Here is a 20,832-nt window from a genome sequence, read left to right as displayed (position 1 = left end):
CGGACCGGTTCGCCGGGTAGGTGTCAGAGTTCCGGCAGGACAATGTCCAGCCGGTTCGGAAGGTATCCGCTCAACCACCACTTCCGGCTCCGGTGGACTTCCGGCTCGGCGTCGCTGACGTGCAGCCGCACCCGCAGTTCGCCGGGCGGAACCGGCAGCCACACCACCGTCTCGTCTTCCGCGTCACCGATCCGCAGGCGCCCGCCGGCGATGTGGAGTGTTCCGTCGAAGACGGCCGGCCCTACCGGGTCGTCGATAGCGGTGGAAGCGATCCGGACACGAGTTTCGCCCAGGCCGCCGTTCTCGACGTTGACGATGATCAGGGCAGGCCAGACCTCCAGCAGGGGATGGAGTTCGCTGTCTCCCGGGTCCTCGCCAACCTCCCCGTCCGCACCGACGTAGAACACGCCCCCGCGGATCGGGGAGCTGAACTTTCCGATCAGCGGCATGTGCCGAGGCTAGTACGCGGCAGACACCATTCGTGATCATGGCTGGAGTTCAAGGCTGAGGCGGCGGGTGTAGTGGGCTCGTCGCGCTCGCGCCTGGTGTCGGCGTCGCCAGCGTGACCAGCGCAAACGGTAGGCGACGCCTGGACGAGGAAGACGTTGATGAGGCGGCGGATCTCGTTGACGGTCAGCTGAATCATGTCCGGCTGACCTTGATCGTGGCGGCGTGCCTCGGCGGCGCAGATCGCGAGGACGGCGAGTGCGGCCAGAGCGAGGGTGGTGAACCGGTGCCATTTCTGCCTGTGGGAGGGCTGGGGAAGCACGATCTGGGGCGAACACATCGACGAGGATCGGCCGGGCGACACTCCTCGACGGCCTCGGATCGCACCAGCATTCCCGTCCTCGGTGCTGGACGGACCGAAGGTCGTAGTGCCGCACCGATCCTACTTCCTGTTCCGCGGCCGATTGGCGGACATCGGGGACTGGGACGCGGCCGAGATGTGGCCGGGCCAGCCCAGACTGGACATGCCCGACCCCGCGTTCGTCTGGCCGGCCGACCATGCGTGGTGCGTCGCCAACGACGTCGACCCGCACTGGGCCGGAATCGGCGCGGACCTGTCTGCGATCGACGAGCTGATAGCGAATCCGGACATCGACGTCGTTCCCGCGGACCCACGCGAGGACCAGCCCTACTACCGGTAGACCGCCCGCAGCCGGAGCGGATTACTGAGCCCTTCCAAGCTAATATTGCAGGTCAGGAAGGTACCGCCGACCCGCCGATCGATGGGTGCAAGGCTCCAAGTAGGAGGCGAGTGTGCACCCGGTCGGTGCTGATCGGGCCGATGTCGCCAAACTCGCCCTGACCTGGTCGGTCAGCTCGCGCAGGCCGGTATCGAGCGCGGCGTGCAGCGCGCAGCTGAACAGGGCCGCGATGGTGGCCTGTGCCTCCCAACCGCGCCGGTCGAGGGTCAGGCGACCGGAATGAACTCGCCGCCGCCAGGGGATGGTCGAAATCGCCCAGGGTCTGGGTAGTCGACCCGGCTCTCGTCGAGCATGGCCGCGGTCTCGAACAACGCCGGGACGGCGGACAGGAACTCCCGGCGGGCCTTCGGCCCGGTCAGGTCGGCGGTCACGGCCTCAACCAGCGATCGGCGAAGATGAATTCACGCCGCCTTGTTGCACCTTCTCGACTTCGCCGCTGGCCCTGGTGCGGCTGTCCTACCGTCGGTCGGCGTGACCGATGTCGGAGAGAGCGATGATGAGGACAAACTCGGCATGCCCCGTGGGGCACGAGACACCGCCGCGGTGCTCGGGCTGGTCGGGCTGGTGGGCTGGCCGATCGGCGCCGGCATGCTGGGTTGGCTGCTGGTGATCTCGAGCGACTCGTGCGGCCCGGACGATCCCGAGCTCATCTGCAGCGCACGCGGACAGCAACTCGCGGGCGACATCCCGCTCTACGGCAGTTTCGCCGCCATCGTCGTGGGTGTAGCCGGTATGGTCGCGGGACCACGCTGGCGTGCCCTCGGCCTCACCCTCGGCTACCTGATCAACCTCGGCTGCTCGCTGACCGGCGTAATCATCGCCGCCCGCTGATCCCGGCATCGCGTCCTTCCGGGCGGCGATCCCGGTTGATCACGGGAATTGGTGTTCGCGCTCGTCTCTACTTGCTGACCACACCAGAGTTCCTGGCACGGGCCTCGAGGCGGACCTGACGTGACCATCTCCGGCCGATCACATCTGGGAAGTGCCACCAGGGGTATCCGGCCCCGGCCGGCGCGGTGTGGGAGATGGCCGGTTCGGCCCGATTCGCGGCCCGCGAAATGCCGATCTACGACGTGCCGGTCAGGTGGCCCGGTGGTACATGTCCTCGGCCAGCTCGCGGGCCAGGCCGCTGAGCTCGCCGGCAGACCGGATCGGGCGTGCCTCGACGCCCGGCCGCAGCCGCTCCGCCAGCTCGTCCAGCAGGTCTGCGATCACGCCGGCGCGCTGAACGGAGATCGCCACGATGTCCCGCGAGCCGGAGGCGCCGGGACCGTCGATCGCCGCGCCGGCCGCCAGCGCCGGACGAGCATCGGCGGCGTACTCGTCGAGCGGTTTGGCCCGGAGCCGGTCCGGGTGCCGTTCGACGGCGAACCGGCTCAGCCAGTGCTGGGCTGGGTCGCGTCCCGGTTGAGGCATGATCACGGCCGAATCCTCCTCAATGCCCGGTGCCGCTGCGCAGATGCCAAGCGGTCCGGGCGGCGAGCTCACTGAGTGAGCCGTCACTCTCGATCGCGCCGGCCTCGAAGCCGGGCGCGAGCCGCCGGGACAACTCGTCGAGCAGGGTGGCGATCACCTTGGCGCGCTGCCGGGAGAACGCCGCAACTTCGTCGCGACCCTCGTCCGGATCGAGCCGGACCTCGGCGGGGCGGCCCACCTCGATCAGCCTGGTGAAGCTCGTCGCCGCCTCGTCCAGCGTGATCGGGGTGCGCTGCTGCGTGCCGTCAGGCAGGCGCCGGTAGTGCGCCTGGGCCAGCAGGTGCCGGGCCGGATCACTGTGCACGAGAGGATCGGTCACCCGCCAACCCTATCCACGGTGATCTCGCCGCGGCCGCATCGACGCTGCTGCCCGGTCCTCGACCGTGCTCGTCGCGAGGTTGCGCGCCTACTGCTGGCTGCGCCACCCCTCGAGCATCGCGTCGAAGACCCTGCTCGGCCGGGCGCAGCAACGGCACCCCATCGACCACATGCAGCCGGGCTGCGCCCGGCGCCGATCCGTTCAAGCCCACTCGCAACTACCCTCCGTCACTCGCATCTCGCATCGGATGCGACCGTCGCCGCGTTTGGGCTGTTCAAGTCATCGAGAGCTGGCTCTCCGGCTGTTGCCCGCCGACGGACACCCGCTCGTAGCCGATCCGGATCTCGTCAGCACGGCCGGCTCGGCTGAACCGAATTCGTGCTACGCCGGGCAAAGGCAGCGATCGAACAATCAAGCGCTTGATCGTCCAGGGTGCCACTGGTTCAGCGTTAGTCACTCTCTGCCCCTCGACGGCCAGTCCGTCCGGACCGTTCGTGGCGGTCAGGTCTTAGTGCCGGTCGCCCTCGCTGACCTGCCAGTACAGCGCCTCCGGCTCGGAGGCCAGCTGGGCCGGTGCTGGAGTCGCCGTTCGGGGCGGGGCAGGCGGCCAGTACCGGTTACGGAGGGCGTCGCCGACGTTGGCCACTGTGACACGCCCCATCCCGGCTCGACACCTGAAAGGAAGAGGGCAGTCCCGCACTCGAGGAACAGCCCCCTTCATATCCCGAATACCGGATGGCTGGAGCGCGCCGCACATAGGCTCTAAGCCGGAAAACAGCAGCTCACAGGGGAGAAGAACCATGTTTATGTCGTACCGGTCCGGTCTCGCCTGCGCGGTCACGATCTGCACACTGATAGGTGGCGCCGCTCCACCTGCCACAGCCGCTAGCGGCATACCCGACCCGGCCGCCGAGGTTGTATCAACGGCCGCCGAACCGCATCCGGAACTGTCCGGCAAACGGCTCCAAGTGCCCGGCAACGCACCGATCTACCTGGTTGATCCCGAAGGCTACCGCCGGCACATCCCGGACCCGACCACCTACGACAACCTTTTCCGCAACTGGGATGGGGTGGCCGCGGACCTACACCTGAGTCTCGTCTCGGAACGCACCGCGCTTAGCAGCGGCGCCTTCCTGGCCAGAGTGCCGGGCCAACCGCGCGTCTACCTGGTCAGCAACGGCCTCAAACGGTGGATCGTCTCACCAGCCACGATGGACAAGTACTACTTCGAGTGGAAGAAGGTCCGTGAGATCCCGGCATTGGCCCTGGACGCCGTCCCGGAGGGCGAGCCCTGGAGCTAGGTTGGTCAAGATAGTCGCCGCGGTATTTCGTCAGGCGGCGGTGATGCGGTGTCCGTGCCCCGCCCGGATCCGCTCCAGCATCGCCGGCGTCAGGCCGCAGCCGGTGAACCGCTCGACCGCGACCAGGCCTTTCTCCGCGCGCAGGCCCGGGGCGGCGAAGTCCAGGCCGGACAGGGCGGCGGCCACCCGGGGCTCGGCGTCCACGTCCTGCCACGGCTCGAACGCGGCCAGCAGCTCGCCGCCCTCGGCGAACGACAGCCGGGTCAGCGCCCGCTCGTTCCAGAACATGCTGGCCGCCCGGCCGTGCGCCGACGCCGCCTTGAGTACCGCTGCGTGCGAGCCCTGATAGCCGTTGAACTCCACGGCGACGACAGCGCCGCCCGCGTCGTGCACCGCGACCCACGGGCCGGGGTGCGGCGAGTCCTCGATCGAGGTGACCGGCTCCGGCCGGTCCGGGTCGGCGCCGAACGCGCGGAGCACCTCGGCGGGGGTCGAGGCGGTCACCACGGTCACGGTCGCGCCGATCGCCAGGGCGGTACGGCGGATCCACCGGTACGCGTGCTCGGGCCGCACCGGGCGTTCCGGTTCCGGCTCGCCGCGCAGCCGGTGCCCCAGCCGGTCGGTGCGCCGGTGCACGATCACCGGCGTGGGCGGCGCGGCCCAGACCACCAGGCTGAACATCTCGGTGTCCGGCGCGTCCGGGTCCTCGGCGTCGTCGCGGCCCCGGGCGTGCACCCGCAGCCGGTAGTCGCCCGGCCAGGGCGGGGTGGCGTGGCGCAACTGCGGGTCGCCGGGACCGTCCGGGCCGAGCACCGAGGCACGGCCGGCGGGGGCGTGCCAGCCGACCTCGACGATCTCGTCCCAGCCGGGCTCCACGTCGGCCGGCGGGTCGGCGAGCACGGACAGGTGCACGCGGATCGGCCCCTCGGCGGCGCCGGTGCGGATCGCGGCGCCGCCGTCGACCACGGTCACCAGGCCGTTCCCGGTGAAGCCCGGGACGGTGGGGAAGTTCCCCTCGGTCAGCGCGAAACGGTGGGCGGAGACCGGCACGGTGCCGTAGCTGTGCCGGGGGAGCAGGTACTCGTCGCGGATTCGGCTGAGCAGGGCGGCGTCGTACCCGGAAGGCATCGGCAGGCCGCGCAGGACCGTCGCCGCGGCGCCGACCGCGAGCCCGGCGGTCGCCGCGGGTCTCTCCACGATGACGGGTGGGTCGGCCTGCGCGGTCACGGCACACGCGGCGGCGACCGCCAGCGCCAGCCAGCGCGCGCCGTGCGCCGCGGCGATCTCCGCCTCGCTGTCGGCCGCTTTCCCGCCGCCCGTTTCCCCGCCGACGGCCTTGCTGCTGGCCGCTGTCCCGCTCGCCGTTTCCCCGCCGACGGCCTTGCTGCTGGCCGCTGTCCCGCTCGCCGTTTCTTCACCGGCGGCCTCGCTGCTGGCCGCTTTCCCGCTGTCCGCTCTTTCACCGGCGGCCTCGCCGCTGGCCGCTTTCCCGGCGACCGGGTCGGCGGTCGGGGGCAGCAGCGAGCCGAGGCGGCGGGTCAAAGCGAGGACCGCGTCGGCACTTCCGGGACGCAACCGCTCCAGGAGTACGGCGGCGGTGACCGCGGCACTGTCCTGACCGGCCGAGACGATGGCCAGCCCGGTGCCCGGCGGGGGAGCGGGCATCGAAGCCGGGGCGGCGGGCGCCGCCGGCAGGGCGGGCAGCTCCAGCCCGGCGATCGTCACCTCGAGCGCGCCGAGCAGCCGCTCGGCCGGCAGCGGCCCGAGATCGCGCAGCGCGGTCAGGGCCACCGGCTCGGCGGCGGAGTTCCCGAGCCGGTGAGCGGCCCGCCGCCGCACGGTCTGCCGGGGTGGCCGGACGCTGTCGGGAGCGCCGAGCCGGCCAAGCTCCGCGGCCGGTCCCGGGCCGATCAGGGCGACGAGGCGGGGCAGCAGCTCGCGGACGGCCGCGACGAACTCGTCCGGAGGATCGATCACCGTCGAGACGGTACCGGAACGTGGTGGTGCTGTCCGCCCGCCGGGCCCGGCCTGCGATCATTGCTCCCGTGTGGATTCCCGAGGACTCCGAGATCCGGTCGCTGCACGAGCGGGTCGCCCCCACCCGGGAGGCGTTCGAGTCGGTCTGGACGCACTGCGAGATCGTCTGCCGGATCGCCGAGCAACTCCTCGACCGGCTGGACCTCGATGTGAATGCCGGCTTGGTGCGGGCTGGTTGCCTGCTGCACGACATCGGCGTGTACCGGCTCTACGGCCGCGACGGTGTGCTGGACCACGCGAACTACATCCGGCACGGGCTGCTCGGCCACGAACTGTTGCGGGCCGAGGGCTTTCCGGAGTACCTGTGCCGGTTCTGCTCCTGCCACACCGGCGTCGGCGTGACCCACGCCGACATCCTGGACCAGGGCCTGCCGCTGCCGCCCGGCGACTACGTCGCCCGGACCGGCGAGGAGAGCCTGGTCATGTACGCCGACAAGTTCCACAGCAAGAAGAGCCCGCCGGTGTTCGTCTCGGCGGCGGCGTACGCGGCCTCGGTCGGTCGTTTCGGTCCGGACAAGGTCGAACGCTTCAGTACGATGGTCGCCACCTACGGGGAGCCCGACCTGCTGGCCCTGTCCGCCGCGACCGGTCACGCCGTGGTCCGCTGAAGTCCCCCGTAGGCGGGATTTTCTGAAATAGTCAAACTAGTTTACCTTCTTTCTGTCAGGCCACTCCCAGAGGCGTGAGAATTTCTTGCGTCGGCCGATGAGAAAAGGCACCCGCCCGAACACCCAGGGGCGGGTGCCTTTCTGTGTTACCGGCTTGTTTCGGCGTGGGGAAATTGTGTCGCTGATCTGACCGGATGACCCCAGCAAGCGGTGCGAATTGGGCATATCCGCCTGTATCCACCCCGCTCACTGGATCAGGGGAAAAGAGTCTGATCGACTTGAATTGCACCTCGCCTGGAGCGATATGGTTCCGCCGCACCCTTATTCCTGGTGGCGATTCTCCTTTGCCGAAAGGGCCCTGATCTTGGCTGCCGCCGTCATGATTTCCATTTCTCTCGTGCTCTCCACATTCGCTGCGGTGACGCTGTGGTGGACGATGCACGCCTGGCGCACCCCGGAGACGCTCGCCGCCACCCGGTTCGCCGAACCGGACGGCGACCACCGGGTCACGTTCTCCCTGCTCGTGCCGGCCCGGCACGAACAGGCCGTGCTGGAGCACACGGTGGAGCGCCTGCTGCGCTCCACCCACCAGGGCTACGAGATCATCCTGATCATCGGGCACGACGATCCGGAGACGGCCGAGGTGGCCAACCGGGTCGCGGCGACGGCACCCGAACGGATCCTGGTGGTCACCGACCACAACGAGGTCAAGAACAAGCCCCGCGCGCTGAACACCGCGCTGCGGTACGTCCGTGGCGACGTCGTCGGGGTCTTCGACGCCGAGGACCAGGTCCACCCGGACCTGCTCGAACACGTCGACCACGCGTTCCGGGACACCGGTGCCGACGTGGTCCAGGGCGGCGTCCAGCTGATCAACTTCCATTCGAGCTGGTTCAGCCTGCACAACTGCCTGGAGTACTTCTTCTGGTTCCGCAGCCGCCTGCACCTGCACGCCGACAAGGGCTTCATCCCGCTCGGCGGCAACACCGTGTTCGTCCGCGCCGACGTGCTGCGCAGGGCCAACGGCTGGGACGGCACCTGCCTCGCCGAGGACTGCGACCTCGGGGTGCGGCTGTCCAGCCGGGGCGCCAAGGTCGTGGTCGCGTACGAGGCGTCGCTGGTCACCCGCGAGGAGACCCCGGACACCATCGGCAGCCTGCTCAAGCAGCGCACCCGGTGGAACCAGGGCTTCCTGCAGGTGCTGCGCAAGGGGGAGTGGCGGCGGCTGCCGTCGTTCCGGCAGCGGCTGCTCGCCCGCTACACCCTGACCGGCCCGTTCCTGCAGGCCTTCTCCGGCCTGGCCATCCCGGTCGGCGTGGGCATGGCGCTCTGGGCGGACCTGCCGGTCGGCATCGCCCTGGCCACCTTCGTGCCGGTGGTGCCGATGCTCGCCAACATCGTCTTCCAGACCGTCGGGCTGCGCGACTTCGGCATGCAGTACGGGCTGAAGATCCGCCTGAAGCACTACGCCTGGCTGACGCTCGGGGCGTTCCCGTACGCGCTGATCCTGAGCGTCGCCGCGCTGCGTGCGGTGTGGCGCGAGTACACCGGGCGGCGCAACTGGGAGCTGACCGCGCACGTCGGCGCTCACCTGCACGCCGCCGGCCCGGCCTCCGCCGAGGCGAGCGCCGCATGAGCGAGCTTGCGAGCGAATCGGTCGGCTCATGTCGACGCCGGAGCGAAGCGGAGGTGGCGGCGTGCCCGTGACGCAACGCCGCAAGGGCAGCGTCGCACTGCTCGAGGCGGTCGACGACAGTCCAAGGATCGTCCCCACGGCAACCGAGGTGCCGGCCGAGCGACGGCGGCGCCGTGGTAACCCGGAGACCTACCTCGCCCTGTCCCTGACCGCACTGGTGGTGACGGTCCTCGCGATCAACATCACCGGCTTCCCCGGAGCCAGCGACGACGAGGGCACCTACCTCGCGCAGGCCTGGGCGGTGGCCAACGGCAAGGGCCTGGCCCACTACACCTACTGGTACGACCACCCGCCCCTGGCCTGGATCCAGCTGGCCGCGCTCTCCTGGATCCCCGGCCTGTTCGGCGTCGACGGCCCCGCGGTCGCCGTCGGCCGGATCGCCATGCTTCCGGTCGTCGGCGCCAGCCTGATGCTGATCTACACGATCTGCCGCCGGATGGGCATGGCCGTCTGGTCGTCCGCCGCCGCGCTGCTGATCTTCGGCCTGTCGCCGCTCGCGGTCACCATGGACCGCGAGATCTACCTGGACAGCTTCGCGGTCGCCTGGATGCTCGGGGCGCTCGCCCTGGTCCTGTCCCCGCGACGGCACCTCTGGCACGTCACCGCGGCCGGCGTGGCCACCGCGGTCGCGGTGCTCAGCAAGGAGACCATGCTGGTCACCGCCCCGGCCGTGGCGGTCGCGCTGTGGCAGAACGCGGCCCGCAGCTCCACCCGCCCGTGGGCGATCGGCGGCTACATCAGCGGAGTCGTCCTGACCGGCGTGTTCTACCCGCTCTACGCCCTGCTGCGCGGCGAGCTCTTCCCCGGCCCCGGACACGTCTCGCTGATCGGAGCCTGGCAGTTCCAGCTGGCCAACCGGTCCGGCTCGGGCAGCATCTTCACCACCGGGTCGGGCGCCAACGACCTGCTGCACTCCTGGCTCTTCTACGACCCGATCATCCTGGTCGCCGGGCTGGTCGCGACCGTCCTGATCCTGCCGGTCCGCCGGCTGCGCCCGCCCGCCGTCGCCGGCGCGATCCTCACCCTGGTCGCCCTGCGCCCCGGTGGCTACCTGCCGGCCATGTACGTCGTGCAGATCCTGCCGTTCTTCGCGATCGCCATCGCCGCCGCCCTGGACCAGGCCGGCGTGCTGAGTTCGATCCGGACCCGCTGGCTGCGCCCGGTCGTCCTCACGCTCCTCGCCCTGCTGGCCGCCACCCTGGTCGTCCCGCGTTGGTGGACCGGCAATCAGCGGGCCCTGACCGCCGACGACAACGCCGGCTACGCGGCCGCCGCCGACTACCTGCGCACCGCCGTCAGCGACCGGCAGAACACCACCGTGGTCGTCGACGACGTGCTCTGGCTCGACTGCGTCAACGCCGGATACCAGCAGGAGAAGGTCATCTGGTTCTACAAGCTCGACCTCGACCCGGCGGTCAAGGCCACCCTGCCGCACGGGTGGCACGACGTCGACTACATCGTGTCCACCCCGGCACTGCGGCAGGACCCGGCTGCCCTGCCGACCGTGAACACCCTGCTGACCAACTCGGCTGTGGTGGCCGCGTTCGGCCCACAGGAGGGCCGCATCGAGGTCCGCCGGATCAACAAACTGGAGAATTCATGACCCTGGCCGCTGACGACCGCTACGCCGCTCGCGCGGTCGTGCACTCACCGATCCGGGCCACCGTCACCCCCGGCGAGAAGACCGTCCCGCTGCAGCAACGCAGGCCCGGCCGCACGCGGGCGGTGCTGCCCGGGCAGATCGGCGTGCTGCCCACGCCGACCACGCTGCGGCAGAGCATCATCGTCCCTACCTACAACGAGCGCGACAACGTGGCCGCGCTGCTGGAACGGCTCGCGGCCGTGCTGCCGCACTCCGAGACCGAGATCGTCTTCGTGGACGACAGCACCGACGACACGCCCGAGGTGATCGAGCGGGTCGCCGGTGACTACCCGATGGCGATCACCGTCCACCACCGCGAGAACGGCGTCGGCGGGCTCGGCGGCGCCGTCGTCGAGGGCATGCGGATCGCCGGCGGCGAATGGGTCGTGGTGATGGACGCCGACCTGCAACACCCGCCGGAGATCGTCCCGGATCTGATCGCGGCCGGCATGCGTGACGGCGCCGACCTGGTGGTCGGCTCCCGCTACACGCCCGGTGGCAGCACCGGCGGCCTCGCCGACAGGTACCGCAAGCTGGTCTCCCGCGGATCGACGCTGCTGGTCAAGACGCTGTTCCGGACCAGCCTGCTGTCGGTCAGCGACCCGATGAGCGGTCTGTTCGCGATCCGGGCGAGCTCGCTCGACGCCGGGCAGCTGCGGCCGCTCGGCTACAAGATCCTGCTCGAGCTGATCGTCCGCACCCGGCCCGGCCGCGTCGTCGAGGTGCCCTACACGTTCCAGCCCCGGCACGCCGGCGAGTCGAAGTCGACGGTCACCGAGGGACTCCGCTTCCTCAAGCATCTCGGGCGGCTGCGCCTGGGCAGCGGGCGTTCCCGGATGATCGGTTTCGGGCTGATCGGCATCTCCGGGTTGCTGCCCAACCAGGCCCTGCTCTGGGCACTGACCAGCATGTCCGGCATGCACTACGCGCCCGCTGCGGTGCTCGCCAATGTGCTCGCCGTGGTCTGGAACTTCGCGCTGACCGACCAGATCCTCTATCGCAACCGCCGGGAGCGCGGCTTCCTGGCGCGCGCCAGCCGGTTCTTCCTGGTCGGCAACGCCGACCTGTTGCTACGGATCCCGCTGCTCGCCCTGCTCGTCGACGGTGCCCACCTCGGTGTGCTCGCCGGCAACCTGCTGACGCTGGTGGCATCGTTCCTGGTCCGTTTCCTCATCGCCGAGAAAATCATCTACCTGGGGCGTTCATGAGTAGACAACCCCGTCCACTGATCAGCCGGCGTGACCGGCTCCGCATCGCGCAGTTCATCGTCCTGACCCTGGTGCTCTTCCTCGGTCTGCCGCAGGTGCCGGCCGGCGCCAGCGCGAACCTGGTCGGCAACCCCGGCCTGGAGGCCCTGGACGGCACCGGCTTCCCGGTCTGCTGGAACCAGTCCGGCTGGGGCTCCAACGGGTACGCGTTCGCGGTCACCAACACTCCGCACAGCGGCACCAAGGCGATGAGCGTGACCATCTCCTCGGCCGGCAGCGGCGACCGCAAGGCGATGATGATCGAGGACACCTCGTGCGCGCCGAACGTCACCCCGGGACACCAGTACGACCTGTCCGTCTGGTACCAGACCAGCACGCCGAACACCGTGATGACGATGTTCCGGCACGACGTCGCCCAGGGCTGGGTCTACTGGACCGACCTGGCCAGCCTGCCGGTCACGACAGCCTGGACGCAGTCCACCGTGCGCACCCCGCAGGTCCCGCCGAACACCGACCAGGTCGTCTGGGGCGTCACCATCTACGGGGTCGGCACCCTGCAGACCGACGACTACGAGATGAACGACGCCACCGAGCCGGCCCCCGAGCAGTCCTGCAGCGCCGGCGCCGCCTGCACCCAGGGTGCCTGGGCGGTGATGCCGTTCAACTCGCCGGTCCGCAGCATCCACGCGGTCGTGCTGCGCAACGGCGACGTGCTGCTGGTGGCCGGCTCCGGCAACAACCCCGACGACTTCGCCGCCAAGACGTTCAAGTCGGCGATCTACCATCCCGGCAACGGCACGTTCACCAATGTGACCACGCCGGAGGACCTGTTCTGCTCCGGGCACGTGCAACTGCGTGACGGACGGGTCCTGGTGATGGGCGGCAACAAGGACTACCCGGCCGCGGACGGCAGCCATGGCTACAAGGGCCTGAAGAACTCGTACGTCTTCGACCCGGCCACCAACACCTATTCGCGGGTCAACGACATGACCGCCGGCTCCTGGTACCCGTCGGCCACCGAGCTCGGCAACGGTGACGTGATCTCCCTGGGTGGACTCGGCGAGGACTCCAACGGCATGGTCGCCACCCAGTACTTCTCCAATGCGGAGCAGCGCTGGCTCGGCCTCAACGAGGCGCATCAGACCTGGAGCTTCTGGGGCCTGTACCCGACGATGATCCTGATGCAGGACGGCCGGCTCTTCTACAGCGGCAGCCACGTCTTCGGCAACGGCCTGCCCGGCACCGGTGCCAGCATCTACGACTACGGCGCCAACACTGTCACCCCGGTCGACGGCCTGCGTAAGAAGGACGAACGCGACCAGTCGATGAGTGTTCTGCTGCCCCCGGCCCAGGACCAGAAGGTGCTGACCATGGGCGGCGGCAACATCGAGAGCAACCCGGACGCGCACCGGCTCACCGACCTGATCGACCTCAAGCCGGCGAACCCGGTCTACACCGCGGGCCCGCCGATGCCCGGTGGGACGCTCACCGGCGGGGTCCCCGAGACGGCCGCGCAGGGCAAGATGTACGTCTCCGCGGTGCTGCTGCCCGACGGCAAGGTCTTCGAGACCGGTGGTGGCCTGCACAACCGTGCCGACCCGGTCTACGAGGCCTCGATGTACGACCCGGCCACCAACACGTTCACTCCCGGCCTGGCCACCGACCCGGTTCCGCGTACCTACCACTCGTCGGCGTTCCTGCTGCCCGACGGGCGGGTGATGGCGGTCGGTGACAACCCCGGCAACGGCACGTTCGACATGCGGATGTCGGTCTACTCGCCGCCGTACCTGTTCAAGGGCGCCCGGCCGCACATCACCGGCATCTCGGACACCCAGTGGGCGTACGGGTCGCAGCACACGATCAACGTCGACGCGCCGATCCTCAAGGCCGAGCTGATCCGCCCGGCCGCGGTGACCCACTCCAGCGACCCCAACCAGCGCTTCGTCGACCTGCCGATGACGGTCAACGGCAACACGATCGGCCTGAACCTGACCAGCAACCCCAACCTGGCCCCGCCCGGCTGGTACATGCTGTTCGTGGTCGGTACCAACGGTGTTCCTTCGGTAGCGAAGTGGGTGCATGTCGGATGAGCCGGATGCGTTACACCTGGATCGGTCTCGGCGCCGCTGTGCTCTGCGCCGCCGCCACCTGGACGGTGGTCGACCAGCGGACGCCGGATCCGCGTCTCCTGAGCACGCCCGCGGCGGCTCAGGCCTCGCTCGGGGCCACCGGGACCAGCCGGGCCGACCAGGCCGCGGACCGGTCAGTCAAAGATCGGGCCGCCACGCCGGAGAAGACCACCGCCGCGGCGGCGAAGCCCCCGAAGGTCCACGGAACGCCGGCGCCGTTCGTGCAGCCGTTCGCGGGGCAGCCGGGCCGGGCCCGGATCCGGCCGGGCAAGTCGCCGAAGGCACCGGTCAGGGTCACGCCGAACGTGGACGGTTGTGACCGGAACTACGGGACCAAGGCCCAGTGCGTTCCGGTGACGTTCCCGAAGGGGGTGACCGACCGTTGCGCCTGGCTGAAGGCGCACGGTTTCACCGGCGTCCCGGTCGCCGCCAAGGACCGCCAGAACCTCGACCCCGACAAGAACAAGATCGCCTGCGGCTGAGGTCGTTGCCGGGCCACCGGGTCTCCGGCAGCCCGGCAACAGACCCATTCGCGGGTACGACCATGGAGTCCCGTGGCCGGCCCTCGCGGGCCAAGCCCCGCGCGACGCCCGGCCACCCCGGGAACCCGGCCGCGGCCCAGACCCGCAGCCGGTTCTCCTGATGGTGTCCGGACTCCCGATACAACGATGACGGCCGGCCGCGGACAGCGGACCGGCCGTCATCGTCGGTTCGCACCGGCAACTTCTTGCAGATCCTGGTAGCACATTCCGACTGTTGAAGCGGGGTGGAGTGGTCTTCCGGCCCAAGATCGGTCGTGTTGCGACCGATACGACCGTTAACATTTATGACAGCGGATGGTAGCTTCTCGGAAACATTGCAAGTACTTGCAGCGCACGCGGTCGGCAGAGCGGGCCCACTCGCCGGCTTCCTCGTACCACCCCGTCCCCACGAGGAGGTCTTCGTAGTGAATCCCCGCTTGCCCGCACTCCGGCACCTGGCCGTGGCGGTCACGATGCTCATCGGCGTGACCGCGATCCTGTCCGCCGGCATCGTCACCGCACCACCGGCCCGGGCCGCGATCGACGCCCAGACCCTGGGGGCGCGCTACGACGCGACGGGCGCCAACATCACGTTCCGGGTCCGCTCAGCGGCGGCCACCCGGATCCAGGTCTACGTCTACAGCGCCGCGACCGGAGCGCAGGAGAAGGCCAGCTACCTCCTGGCCGAGAGCAGCGACATCTTCGCCACCACGGTCAGCGTCGCCGACCTCACCGCCAAGGGCGTCACCGGCACGGTCTACTACGGATACCGCGCCTGGGGCCCCAACTGGCCCTACAACGCGAGCTGGACGAAGGGGTCGACGGCCGGCTTCGTCTCCGACGTCGACTCGGCAGGCAACCGGTTCAACCCCAACAAACTCCTGATCGACCCGTACGCCAGGGAGATCAGCCACGATCCGCTCACCCCCGCCCAGCCCAGCGCGACCGGCTACCGCTCCGGCGCCAACCGGGCGACCGACACCGGCACGTTCGCCCCCAAGAGCATCGCTCTGCGCCCGGCCACCGGCGCCGTGGGCACGAAGCCCACCAGAGCCTTCAAGGACGACGCCGTGTACGAGGTGCACCTGCGCGGCCTGACCAAAAACGATCCCTCGATCGCGTCGGCCTACCGGGGCACCTATCGGGGCGCGGCGCTGAAAGCCGGCTACCTCGCGTCCCTGGGCGTGACCGCGGTGGAGTTCCTGCCGGTCCAGGAGACCCAGAACGACACGAACGACGTCGACGCCACCGGCACCTCCGGCGACAACTACTGGGGGTACATGACCCTCAACTACTTCGCCCCTGACCGCCGGTACGCCTACGACAAGTCCCCCGGCGGGCCGACCGCGGAGTTCCAGGCCATGGTGAAGGCATACCACGACGCCGGGATCAAGGTGCTCATCGACGTCGTCTACAACCACACCGCCGAGGAGGGCCCGCAGGGTGACAAGAACACCTACAACCTGTTCTCCTGGCGTGGCCTGGACAACCCCACCTACTACTCGCTGACCGCCGACCGGCAGAGCCCCTGGGACAACACCGGCGTCGGCGGCAACTACAACACCAACAACCCAGTCGCGCAGAACCTCATCGTCGACTCCGTCGCCTACTGGAAGAACACGCTCGGCGTCGACGGCTTCCGGTTCGACCTGGCCTCCGTCCTCGGCAACACCTGCCAGCACGGATGCTTCAACTACAGCCGTACGGACGCGGGCACCGCCCTCAACCGGCTCGTCTCCGAGATGCCCGCCCGCCCGGCCGCCGGCGGGTCCGGTGTCGACTGGATCGCCGAGCCCTGGGCCATCGGCGGCAACAGCTACCAGGTCGGCAACTTCCCGGCGGGCTGGTCGGAGTGGAACGGCATCTACCGTGACACCGTGCGCCGCGACCAGAACAAGCTCGGCGTGGACGCGGTCACCCCGGCCGAGCTCGCCAACCGCTTCGCCGGATCGTCCGATCTCTACGGCGACGACGGCCGGCGACCGTGGAACTCGGTCAACTTCATGGTCGCCCACGACGGGTTCACCCTCAAGGACCTGTACTCGTGCGCGGCCAAGAGCAACAATCAGGCCTGGCCGTACGGGCCGTCCGACGGCGGCTCCGACGACAACATCTCCTGGGATCAGGGCGGGGTGGCGGCCGACCAGCGCAAGGCCGCCCGCAACGGTCAGGCGTTGCTCCTGCTCTCGGCCGGCACGCCGATGATGACCGGCGGCGACGAATACCTGCGCAGCGTCAAGTGCAACAACAATCCGTACAACCTCGACTCCAGCGCCAACTGGCTCAACTGGGCGCCGGACGCCACGCAGACCAACTTCGCCACGTTCACCAGCCGGCTCCTCGCCTTCCGCAAGGCGCATCCCGCGCTGCGGCCGGTGAACTTCTACACCGCCGCCGACACCAACTCCAACGGGCTCGGCCAGCTCGTCTGGTTCACCCCGGCCGGGACGACGCCGGACGCCGCGTACTGGGCGGACGCGAACAACCACGCGCTGGCCTGGCAGATCGACGGCAGCGAGTTCGGTGACCCCGCGACGGGGATCTACGCCGCCTACAACGGCTGGTCCGGAGACGTCACCTTCACCCTGCCGGCGCCTCCCGCCGGCCGGCAGTGGTACCGGGTCACCGACACCTCGACCTGGGCCGAAGGCGCCGACCAGGTTGCCGCTCCCGGTGCCGAGGTCCTGCTCGGCGGCGCGTCCACGTCGTATCTGCTGCACGGCCGGGCCCTGCTCCTGCTCATCGCCAAATAGGCCGCAACGCCGGATCCATCGGACGGCAGCGTCCGATGGATCCGGCGGGTCCCGCAGCGCACCCCACCCCGGTCCCTGGCTATGGTGCTCCCGTGCGGTTCGAGGTCGGCCAGTTCTTTGCGTTGACGCAGGTGGATTCGCTGTTCGGGGACGGCGCCACCGTTCTGGACGGCGGCGCGGACGTGACCTACGTTTCGGCTCCGGGCGAGCTCGCGATCATCGTCGCGTCCGGGTACCGGCCGGATGGATCCGGTGTGCGGTCGGCCGACGATCTCGTGCTGCGCGAGCCCTTCCCGGCGGGGGTCGAGTTCGCGTCGGCGAGGGCGGCCTTCGCTCGCCTGCCGGACGGATTGCTCTGCCTCGGGCCGGTCCGGCCGGGCTCGCTGGAGCGGCAGGGCGGACGGCTGCGGGAAGTCACGCTGTGGTTCGACAAGCCGTTGTCGTACGACCTGCTGGACCGGGTGCGACCGACGTCGCCCGCACCCGAGCCGCCCAGCCTGGGCTGGCTGGACCTGCTCCCCGGTGATCCGCTGGGTGCGATGGAGCAGTTCGCCGCCGGCTGGTTCCCCGACACGGAACCGCCCCGTGAAATCAGTATCGTGTCGCCGGCGCTGGGCCGGTTCCACCGGACACCGGAGCACTGTGGCTCGGTGTTCCTCTACCCGAGTTCGCGTACCGATCGCGATCGGGCCGACGGACTCGTGGCGTTCGGTCAGGAGAGCGACGGGGTCTTCCGGTTGTTGTTCGAGGCGGCGGGCGTGAACCCGGCGGTCTACTACGAGGGTCTCGGCGACGGCCTGGTCGCCGAGCGGGAGCCGCTGCACGGCTTTCTCCTGCTGTTCGTGCTGGCTCGCGCGGCGCTCGACGGGCCCCACGGCGGTCTCGCGTTCGCCGACGCTGACCAGGTCCGGCGGCTGGTCGAGCCGTTGCGGCGGGTGCCGCTACGGCCGCTGCGCTGGCCGGGTCCGCGGACCCACACGTACGTCGGGCCAGGGCTCGTGGTGCAGGCCGGCCCCACCGAGGACGGCTCCGAGGTGTTCGAGGTCTACGCCGGCGCCAGTCACCCCGCCTTCCTGCGGCCGTTGCGGCACCTGGACCTGGCGTGGGAGGTCTTCAACGGCTGACCGCCGCGGGGCGCCGGAATTTGTTCGGCATCATCCGGCGGCGTGTATTCAATTAATTGATGTGAATTGCGGTAACCGAAAAATCCGTCCTTTATGATCTCGCTGACTTTGCGATAGGGGTCGCCTAGCGTTTGGGCAATGGGAATCAGGAAGATCAGAACGATTAAGCTCGCCACCGCCATTCCGGTCGCGCTGGTGGCCACGCTCGCGGTCAACCTCTCGCCGGCCGTCGCGGCTCCCGCCGCCGAGGCCGATGTCAAACCGGCGCGGCTGAAGAGCGCGCTTCTCACCGTGGACCAGTTGCCGGCGGGCAGCCAGCCGGTGCCGCTCGACAAGGGCAACATGAGCGTCACCAGCCTGATGGCGTCGCAGTACGATCCCGCCGACACCCGGCACGATCCGTGCGCGCCGATGCGCCAGGTGCCCACCACACCGCCGGCCACCACACCGCCGCCCGCCGCACCCGAGTCGAAGTCTCTGACCACGCGGAAGGCGCTGTCCACCGCCGATATCGCGGCCCTGCTGAGCCCGCGCGACGGGAAGGCCACGGCCGAGGGGCGCGGCGCCCCGATCGAGATCGCCGCGTTCGTGACGGGCGAGACCGGCCCGATCGTGGTGGAGTCCCTGGCCGACCTCGGGCGGGTGGGGTCCCGTTCCGAAGTCCACCGCATCGAGCGGATCCTCCTGCGGTGCCCTGCCTTGCACCGTGGTCAACTCAGACTCACCATGACCCCGCTGTGGATGCCGCAACTCGGGGACCAGTCGGTCGCGATGGATTTCACCCTGACGTACATCATCGAGGGCAAGACCCCGAAGTCGTTCAGCCTGTACGGCAAGAGCGTCCTCGTCGCCTACAAGAACGTGTCCATGAATCTCGTTACCGTCGGCTTCCAGCGCGACGACATCGAAACGGCCAAGCTGAGGGCGCTCGCCAAGACCGCCATGCACAATCTCAGAAAGGCCAACTGGTAACGCTTTCCCAGCCGGCCGGGGCGCCGCACTCGGCCATGAGGCCTCGGCCGGCAGATGGGGTCGGCGCTCAGCGGTGCTGCCACCAGACGGTCGCGATCGCCACGAAGGCGTAGACGAGCACGACCGCCGAGGCCCCGCCCAGCCGGCTGGTGACCCGCCCGCCCGGATCGCCGGCGGCCAGCGAGAGCTCCCGCAGTCGCATCATCACCGCGCCCCAGCGATCAGCCACGCCGCCGATCTGGAAGGTGCTGCCGGGTTCCCAGGCGAGCCACAGTCCCTTCTCGTCGTGCCGAACGCCGTACAAGCGTTGCCACGGCACGTGGTGGACACGCCCGCGGCCGTGGGCCACGAGCCCGCTGCGGGTCAGCTCGACCCGTGTGTTCAGCCGGCACCATCCCTGATAGGCGAAGTGGCCACCCGCCCAGAGCGCCAAGACCGTCTGCCACCAGCCGTCGGGCGCACCGGCCAGCACGACGGCGGGTCCGATGGCGAAACCGAGCAGCGACAACGCCCCGAGCACCCGGTCGCGTGGGCGTGACCACAGGACCACGGGCAGCTCGGGCAGGTCGCCCGTGTCCATGGGCGGCAGAGGTTCCCCGGGCGGTGCCTTGGTCACCTCGGGACGGCGACGCGGCATACGCAGAGGCGCCTCGGGCAGCAGGACGACGGAGTCGGAGATCAGCAGGACCCAGCCGCCGTCGCGCAGGTCGCCGGCCACCGTGACGGTCTGCGGCTCGCTCTCCTGGCCGTCGCCACGCCACTGCCGACCGAAATCCTCGATCTCCTCGGCCGTCCGCTCCTCGTCCTCATCGGTCACGAGCGGGCTCGTCGAACGCATCGGCGCGGCCACGACCGGCACCACCGCCATGCCGTCCGGCAGCACGGCGCGACCGTGATCGTCCAGCTCGGTGGTCAGTTCCACGGCGGACAGCGGCCCGCCCAGCAGTCGTCGGCCGGCTGACCGCATGCGCTGCTCGCGGACCAGCAGGAGGGCGGCGAGGCAGAGCGCCCCGAGCCCGGCGCCGAGCCAGCCGGTCACGTCCTCGGGCTCGGCGACCGGGCGCACCCACGCGCCGTCCACCAGCACCGGGATCACCTGCCCGGCTTCGTACGAGCCCACGACGTCCACCTCGACCGGCTGCGGCACCTCCACGGCGATCGTCCCCTCGGTGTTGTCGACGCTGCGGATGACGCCGTCCGCCCGGACCGCCGCCGACTCGTGTGCCGCCACCTGAGCGGCCCGATGGCCGTACCAGGCGAGGCCGCCGATCCCGCCGAGGACCAGCAGGACGGCAGCCGCCGTACGCTCTCCCCATCTCGGGAAGGCGACCCGCAGTCGCTCGGTGAGCGCCGTGTCCAGGTGTATCGGCCCGGCCACCTCCGCGACGATCGCCGCCTGCCGCCGCCGGTCCGCGACCAGCCAGACAGCCACCGCCAGGCAGAGCAGGCCATGAACCCCGAAGGCCAGATTGGCGGCCGGTACGTCGTCGTAGATCAGGTCCAGGACGGCGAAGGTGACCCCGGCCCCGCAGCCGGCCAGGGGTATCCACCACAACAGGAACGGCGTTGCGACGAGCGGGACGAGCGCCACCGCGAACGTCACGTCCGGTCCGCACACGCTCGGATCCGTAGCCGTACACGAAGTCGGATCCCCGGCCGCCGCAGTGACAAGGGCGGCTATCCACGCCCCGGCCAGCGCCAATCGGGGCACCCACCACGGCACGACCGCGGCGGTCCACCGGTCGATGCGTGAGCCGTCCAGCGCGGGTGCGCCGGGCCGCGTCACCGGCACGGATCCACTGCGAAGATCATCTGGCTCACTATGCCGAGCTTAGACC

Annotated in this window: 19 protein-coding genes; 12 read left to right on the top strand and 7 right to left on the bottom strand. The window is 69.9% G+C overall.

The genetic code is table 11. The features are described from left to right. Positions 1 to 23 precede the first annotated feature (23 nt). Positions 24 to 449, bottom strand: a complete 426-nt coding sequence (locus CHC09_RS34010) for a hypothetical protein (protein ID WP_089297362.1) — start codon at positions 447 to 449, stop codon at positions 24 to 26. 426 nt (positions 450 to 875) lie between these two features. On the opposite strand from CHC09_RS34010, the gene CHC09_RS34000 reads away from it, so the two are divergent. Next, positions 876 to 1,148, top strand: a complete 273-nt coding sequence (locus CHC09_RS34000; RefSeq protein ID WP_203833276.1) for a hypothetical protein — start codon at positions 876 to 878, stop codon at positions 1,146 to 1,148. A 266-nt stretch (positions 1,149 to 1,414) separates the two neighbouring features. Here CHC09_RS34000 and CHC09_RS46725 read toward each other — a convergent pair whose 3' ends face one another. Then, the gene (locus CHC09_RS46725) at positions 1,415 to 1,579 is read right to left on the bottom strand and encodes a hypothetical protein (RefSeq protein ID WP_179277402.1); all 165 of its coding nucleotides are present in this window, start codon (positions 1,577 to 1,579) and stop codon (positions 1,415 to 1,417) included. A 100-nt stretch (positions 1,580 to 1,679) separates the two neighbouring features. On the opposite strand from CHC09_RS46725, the gene CHC09_RS33995 reads away from it, so the two are divergent. Beyond that, positions 1,680 to 2,039 (top strand): hypothetical protein, encoded by a 360-nt coding sequence (locus CHC09_RS33995; RefSeq protein WP_143232757.1) that lies wholly within the window; start codon positions 1,680 to 1,682, stop codon positions 2,037 to 2,039. A 249-nt stretch (positions 2,040 to 2,288) separates the two neighbouring features. On the opposite strand, the gene CHC09_RS33990 is transcribed toward CHC09_RS33995, so the two are convergent. The 3 genes from CHC09_RS33990 to CHC09_RS46720 all read right to left on the bottom strand — a co-directional run bounded on the left by CHC09_RS33990 (position 2,289) and on the right by CHC09_RS46720 (position 3,664). Beyond that, the gene (locus CHC09_RS33990) at positions 2,289 to 2,630 is read right to left on the bottom strand and encodes a hypothetical protein (RefSeq protein WP_089297358.1); all 342 of its coding nucleotides are present in this window, start codon (positions 2,628 to 2,630) and stop codon (positions 2,289 to 2,291) included. A gap of 13 nt (positions 2,631 to 2,643) precedes the next feature. Next, positions 2,644 to 3,003: a hypothetical protein gene (locus CHC09_RS33985; RefSeq protein ID WP_089297357.1), complete on the bottom strand. Its 360-nt coding sequence runs from the start codon at positions 3,001 to 3,003 to the stop codon at positions 2,644 to 2,646. A gap of 508 nt (positions 3,004 to 3,511) precedes the next feature. Further along, positions 3,512 to 3,664, bottom strand: a complete 153-nt coding sequence (locus CHC09_RS46720; RefSeq protein ID WP_179277401.1) for a hypothetical protein — start codon at positions 3,662 to 3,664, stop codon at positions 3,512 to 3,514. Positions 3,665 to 3,971: 307 nt separating this feature from the next. Between CHC09_RS46720 and CHC09_RS33980 the strand changes: the two genes are divergently transcribed. After that, positions 3,972 to 4,304, top strand: coding sequence for a hypothetical protein (locus tag CHC09_RS33980; protein WP_089297356.1), 333 nt, complete (start codon positions 3,972 to 3,974; stop codon positions 4,302 to 4,304). 30 nt (positions 4,305 to 4,334) lie between these two features. On the opposite strand, the gene CHC09_RS33975 is transcribed toward CHC09_RS33980, so the two are convergent. Next, positions 4,335 to 6,281: a DUF6461 domain-containing protein gene (locus CHC09_RS33975; protein WP_089297355.1), complete on the bottom strand. Its 1,947-nt coding sequence runs from the start codon at positions 6,279 to 6,281 to the stop codon at positions 4,335 to 4,337. Between the two features lie 68 nt (positions 6,282 to 6,349). Between CHC09_RS33975 and CHC09_RS33970 the strand changes: the two genes are divergently transcribed. From CHC09_RS33970 to CHC09_RS33930, 9 genes are all read left to right on the top strand, one after another. After that, positions 6,350 to 6,949, top strand: a complete 600-nt coding sequence (locus CHC09_RS33970; protein ID WP_089297408.1) for an HDIG domain-containing metalloprotein — start codon at positions 6,350 to 6,352, stop codon at positions 6,947 to 6,949. A 397-nt stretch (positions 6,950 to 7,346) separates the two neighbouring features. Next, a complete protein-coding gene (locus tag CHC09_RS33965) occupies positions 7,347 to 8,585 on the top strand; it encodes a glycosyltransferase (protein ID WP_239138642.1) in 1,239 nt (412 codons plus the stop codon). Between the two features lie 61 nt (positions 8,586 to 8,646). Further along, the gene (locus CHC09_RS33960) at positions 8,647 to 10,248 is read left to right on the top strand and encodes an ArnT family glycosyltransferase (protein ID WP_239138641.1); all 1,602 of its coding nucleotides are present in this window, start codon (positions 8,647 to 8,649) and stop codon (positions 10,246 to 10,248) included. Beyond that, a complete protein-coding gene (locus CHC09_RS33955) occupies positions 10,245 to 11,495 on the top strand; it encodes a glycosyltransferase (protein WP_089297354.1) in 1,251 nt (416 codons plus the stop codon). The genes CHC09_RS33960 and CHC09_RS33955 overlap by 4 nt, the downstream gene beginning before the upstream one ends. Further along, positions 11,492 to 13,585, top strand: coding sequence for a galactose oxidase early set domain-containing protein (locus CHC09_RS33950; RefSeq protein WP_089297353.1), 2,094 nt, complete (start codon positions 11,492 to 11,494; stop codon positions 13,583 to 13,585). Before CHC09_RS33955 ends, CHC09_RS33950 begins: the two co-directional genes overlap by 4 nt. Continuing rightward, positions 13,582 to 14,106 carry a hypothetical protein gene (locus tag CHC09_RS33945; protein ID WP_143232755.1) on the top strand — a complete coding sequence of 175 codons (525 nt, stop codon included), beginning with the start codon at positions 13,582 to 13,584 and terminating at the stop codon, positions 14,104 to 14,106. The genes CHC09_RS33950 and CHC09_RS33945 overlap by 4 nt, the downstream gene beginning before the upstream one ends. A gap of 464 nt (positions 14,107 to 14,570) precedes the next feature. Beyond that, the gene (locus CHC09_RS33940; protein ID WP_203833275.1) at positions 14,571 to 16,898 is read left to right on the top strand and encodes a glycogen debranching protein; all 2,328 of its coding nucleotides are present in this window, start codon (positions 14,571 to 14,573) and stop codon (positions 16,896 to 16,898) included. 92 nt (positions 16,899 to 16,990) lie between these two features. Continuing rightward, on the top strand, positions 16,991 to 18,022 hold the full coding sequence (locus CHC09_RS33935) for a hypothetical protein (protein WP_089297351.1): 1,032 nt from the start codon (positions 16,991 to 16,993) through the stop codon (positions 18,020 to 18,022). A 138-nt stretch (positions 18,023 to 18,160) separates the two neighbouring features. Then, the gene (locus tag CHC09_RS33930; protein ID WP_089297350.1) at positions 18,161 to 18,994 is read left to right on the top strand and encodes a hypothetical protein; all 834 of its coding nucleotides are present in this window, start codon (positions 18,161 to 18,163) and stop codon (positions 18,992 to 18,994) included. 67 nt (positions 18,995 to 19,061) lie between these two features. Here the strand turns inward: CHC09_RS33930 and CHC09_RS33925 are convergent, their stop codons facing one another. Continuing rightward, positions 19,062 to 20,780 carry a hypothetical protein gene (locus CHC09_RS33925; protein WP_143232754.1) on the bottom strand — a complete coding sequence of 573 codons (1,719 nt, stop codon included), beginning with the start codon at positions 20,778 to 20,780 and terminating at the stop codon, positions 19,062 to 19,064. Positions 20,781 to 20,832 lie beyond the last annotated feature (52 nt).

Source organism: Actinoplanes regularis, from assembly GCF_900188005.1.
GTDB lineage: Bacteria > Actinomycetota > Actinomycetes > Mycobacteriales > Micromonosporaceae > Actinoplanes > Actinoplanes regularis.
This window is presented reverse-complemented; position numbering and strand designations above follow the sequence as displayed.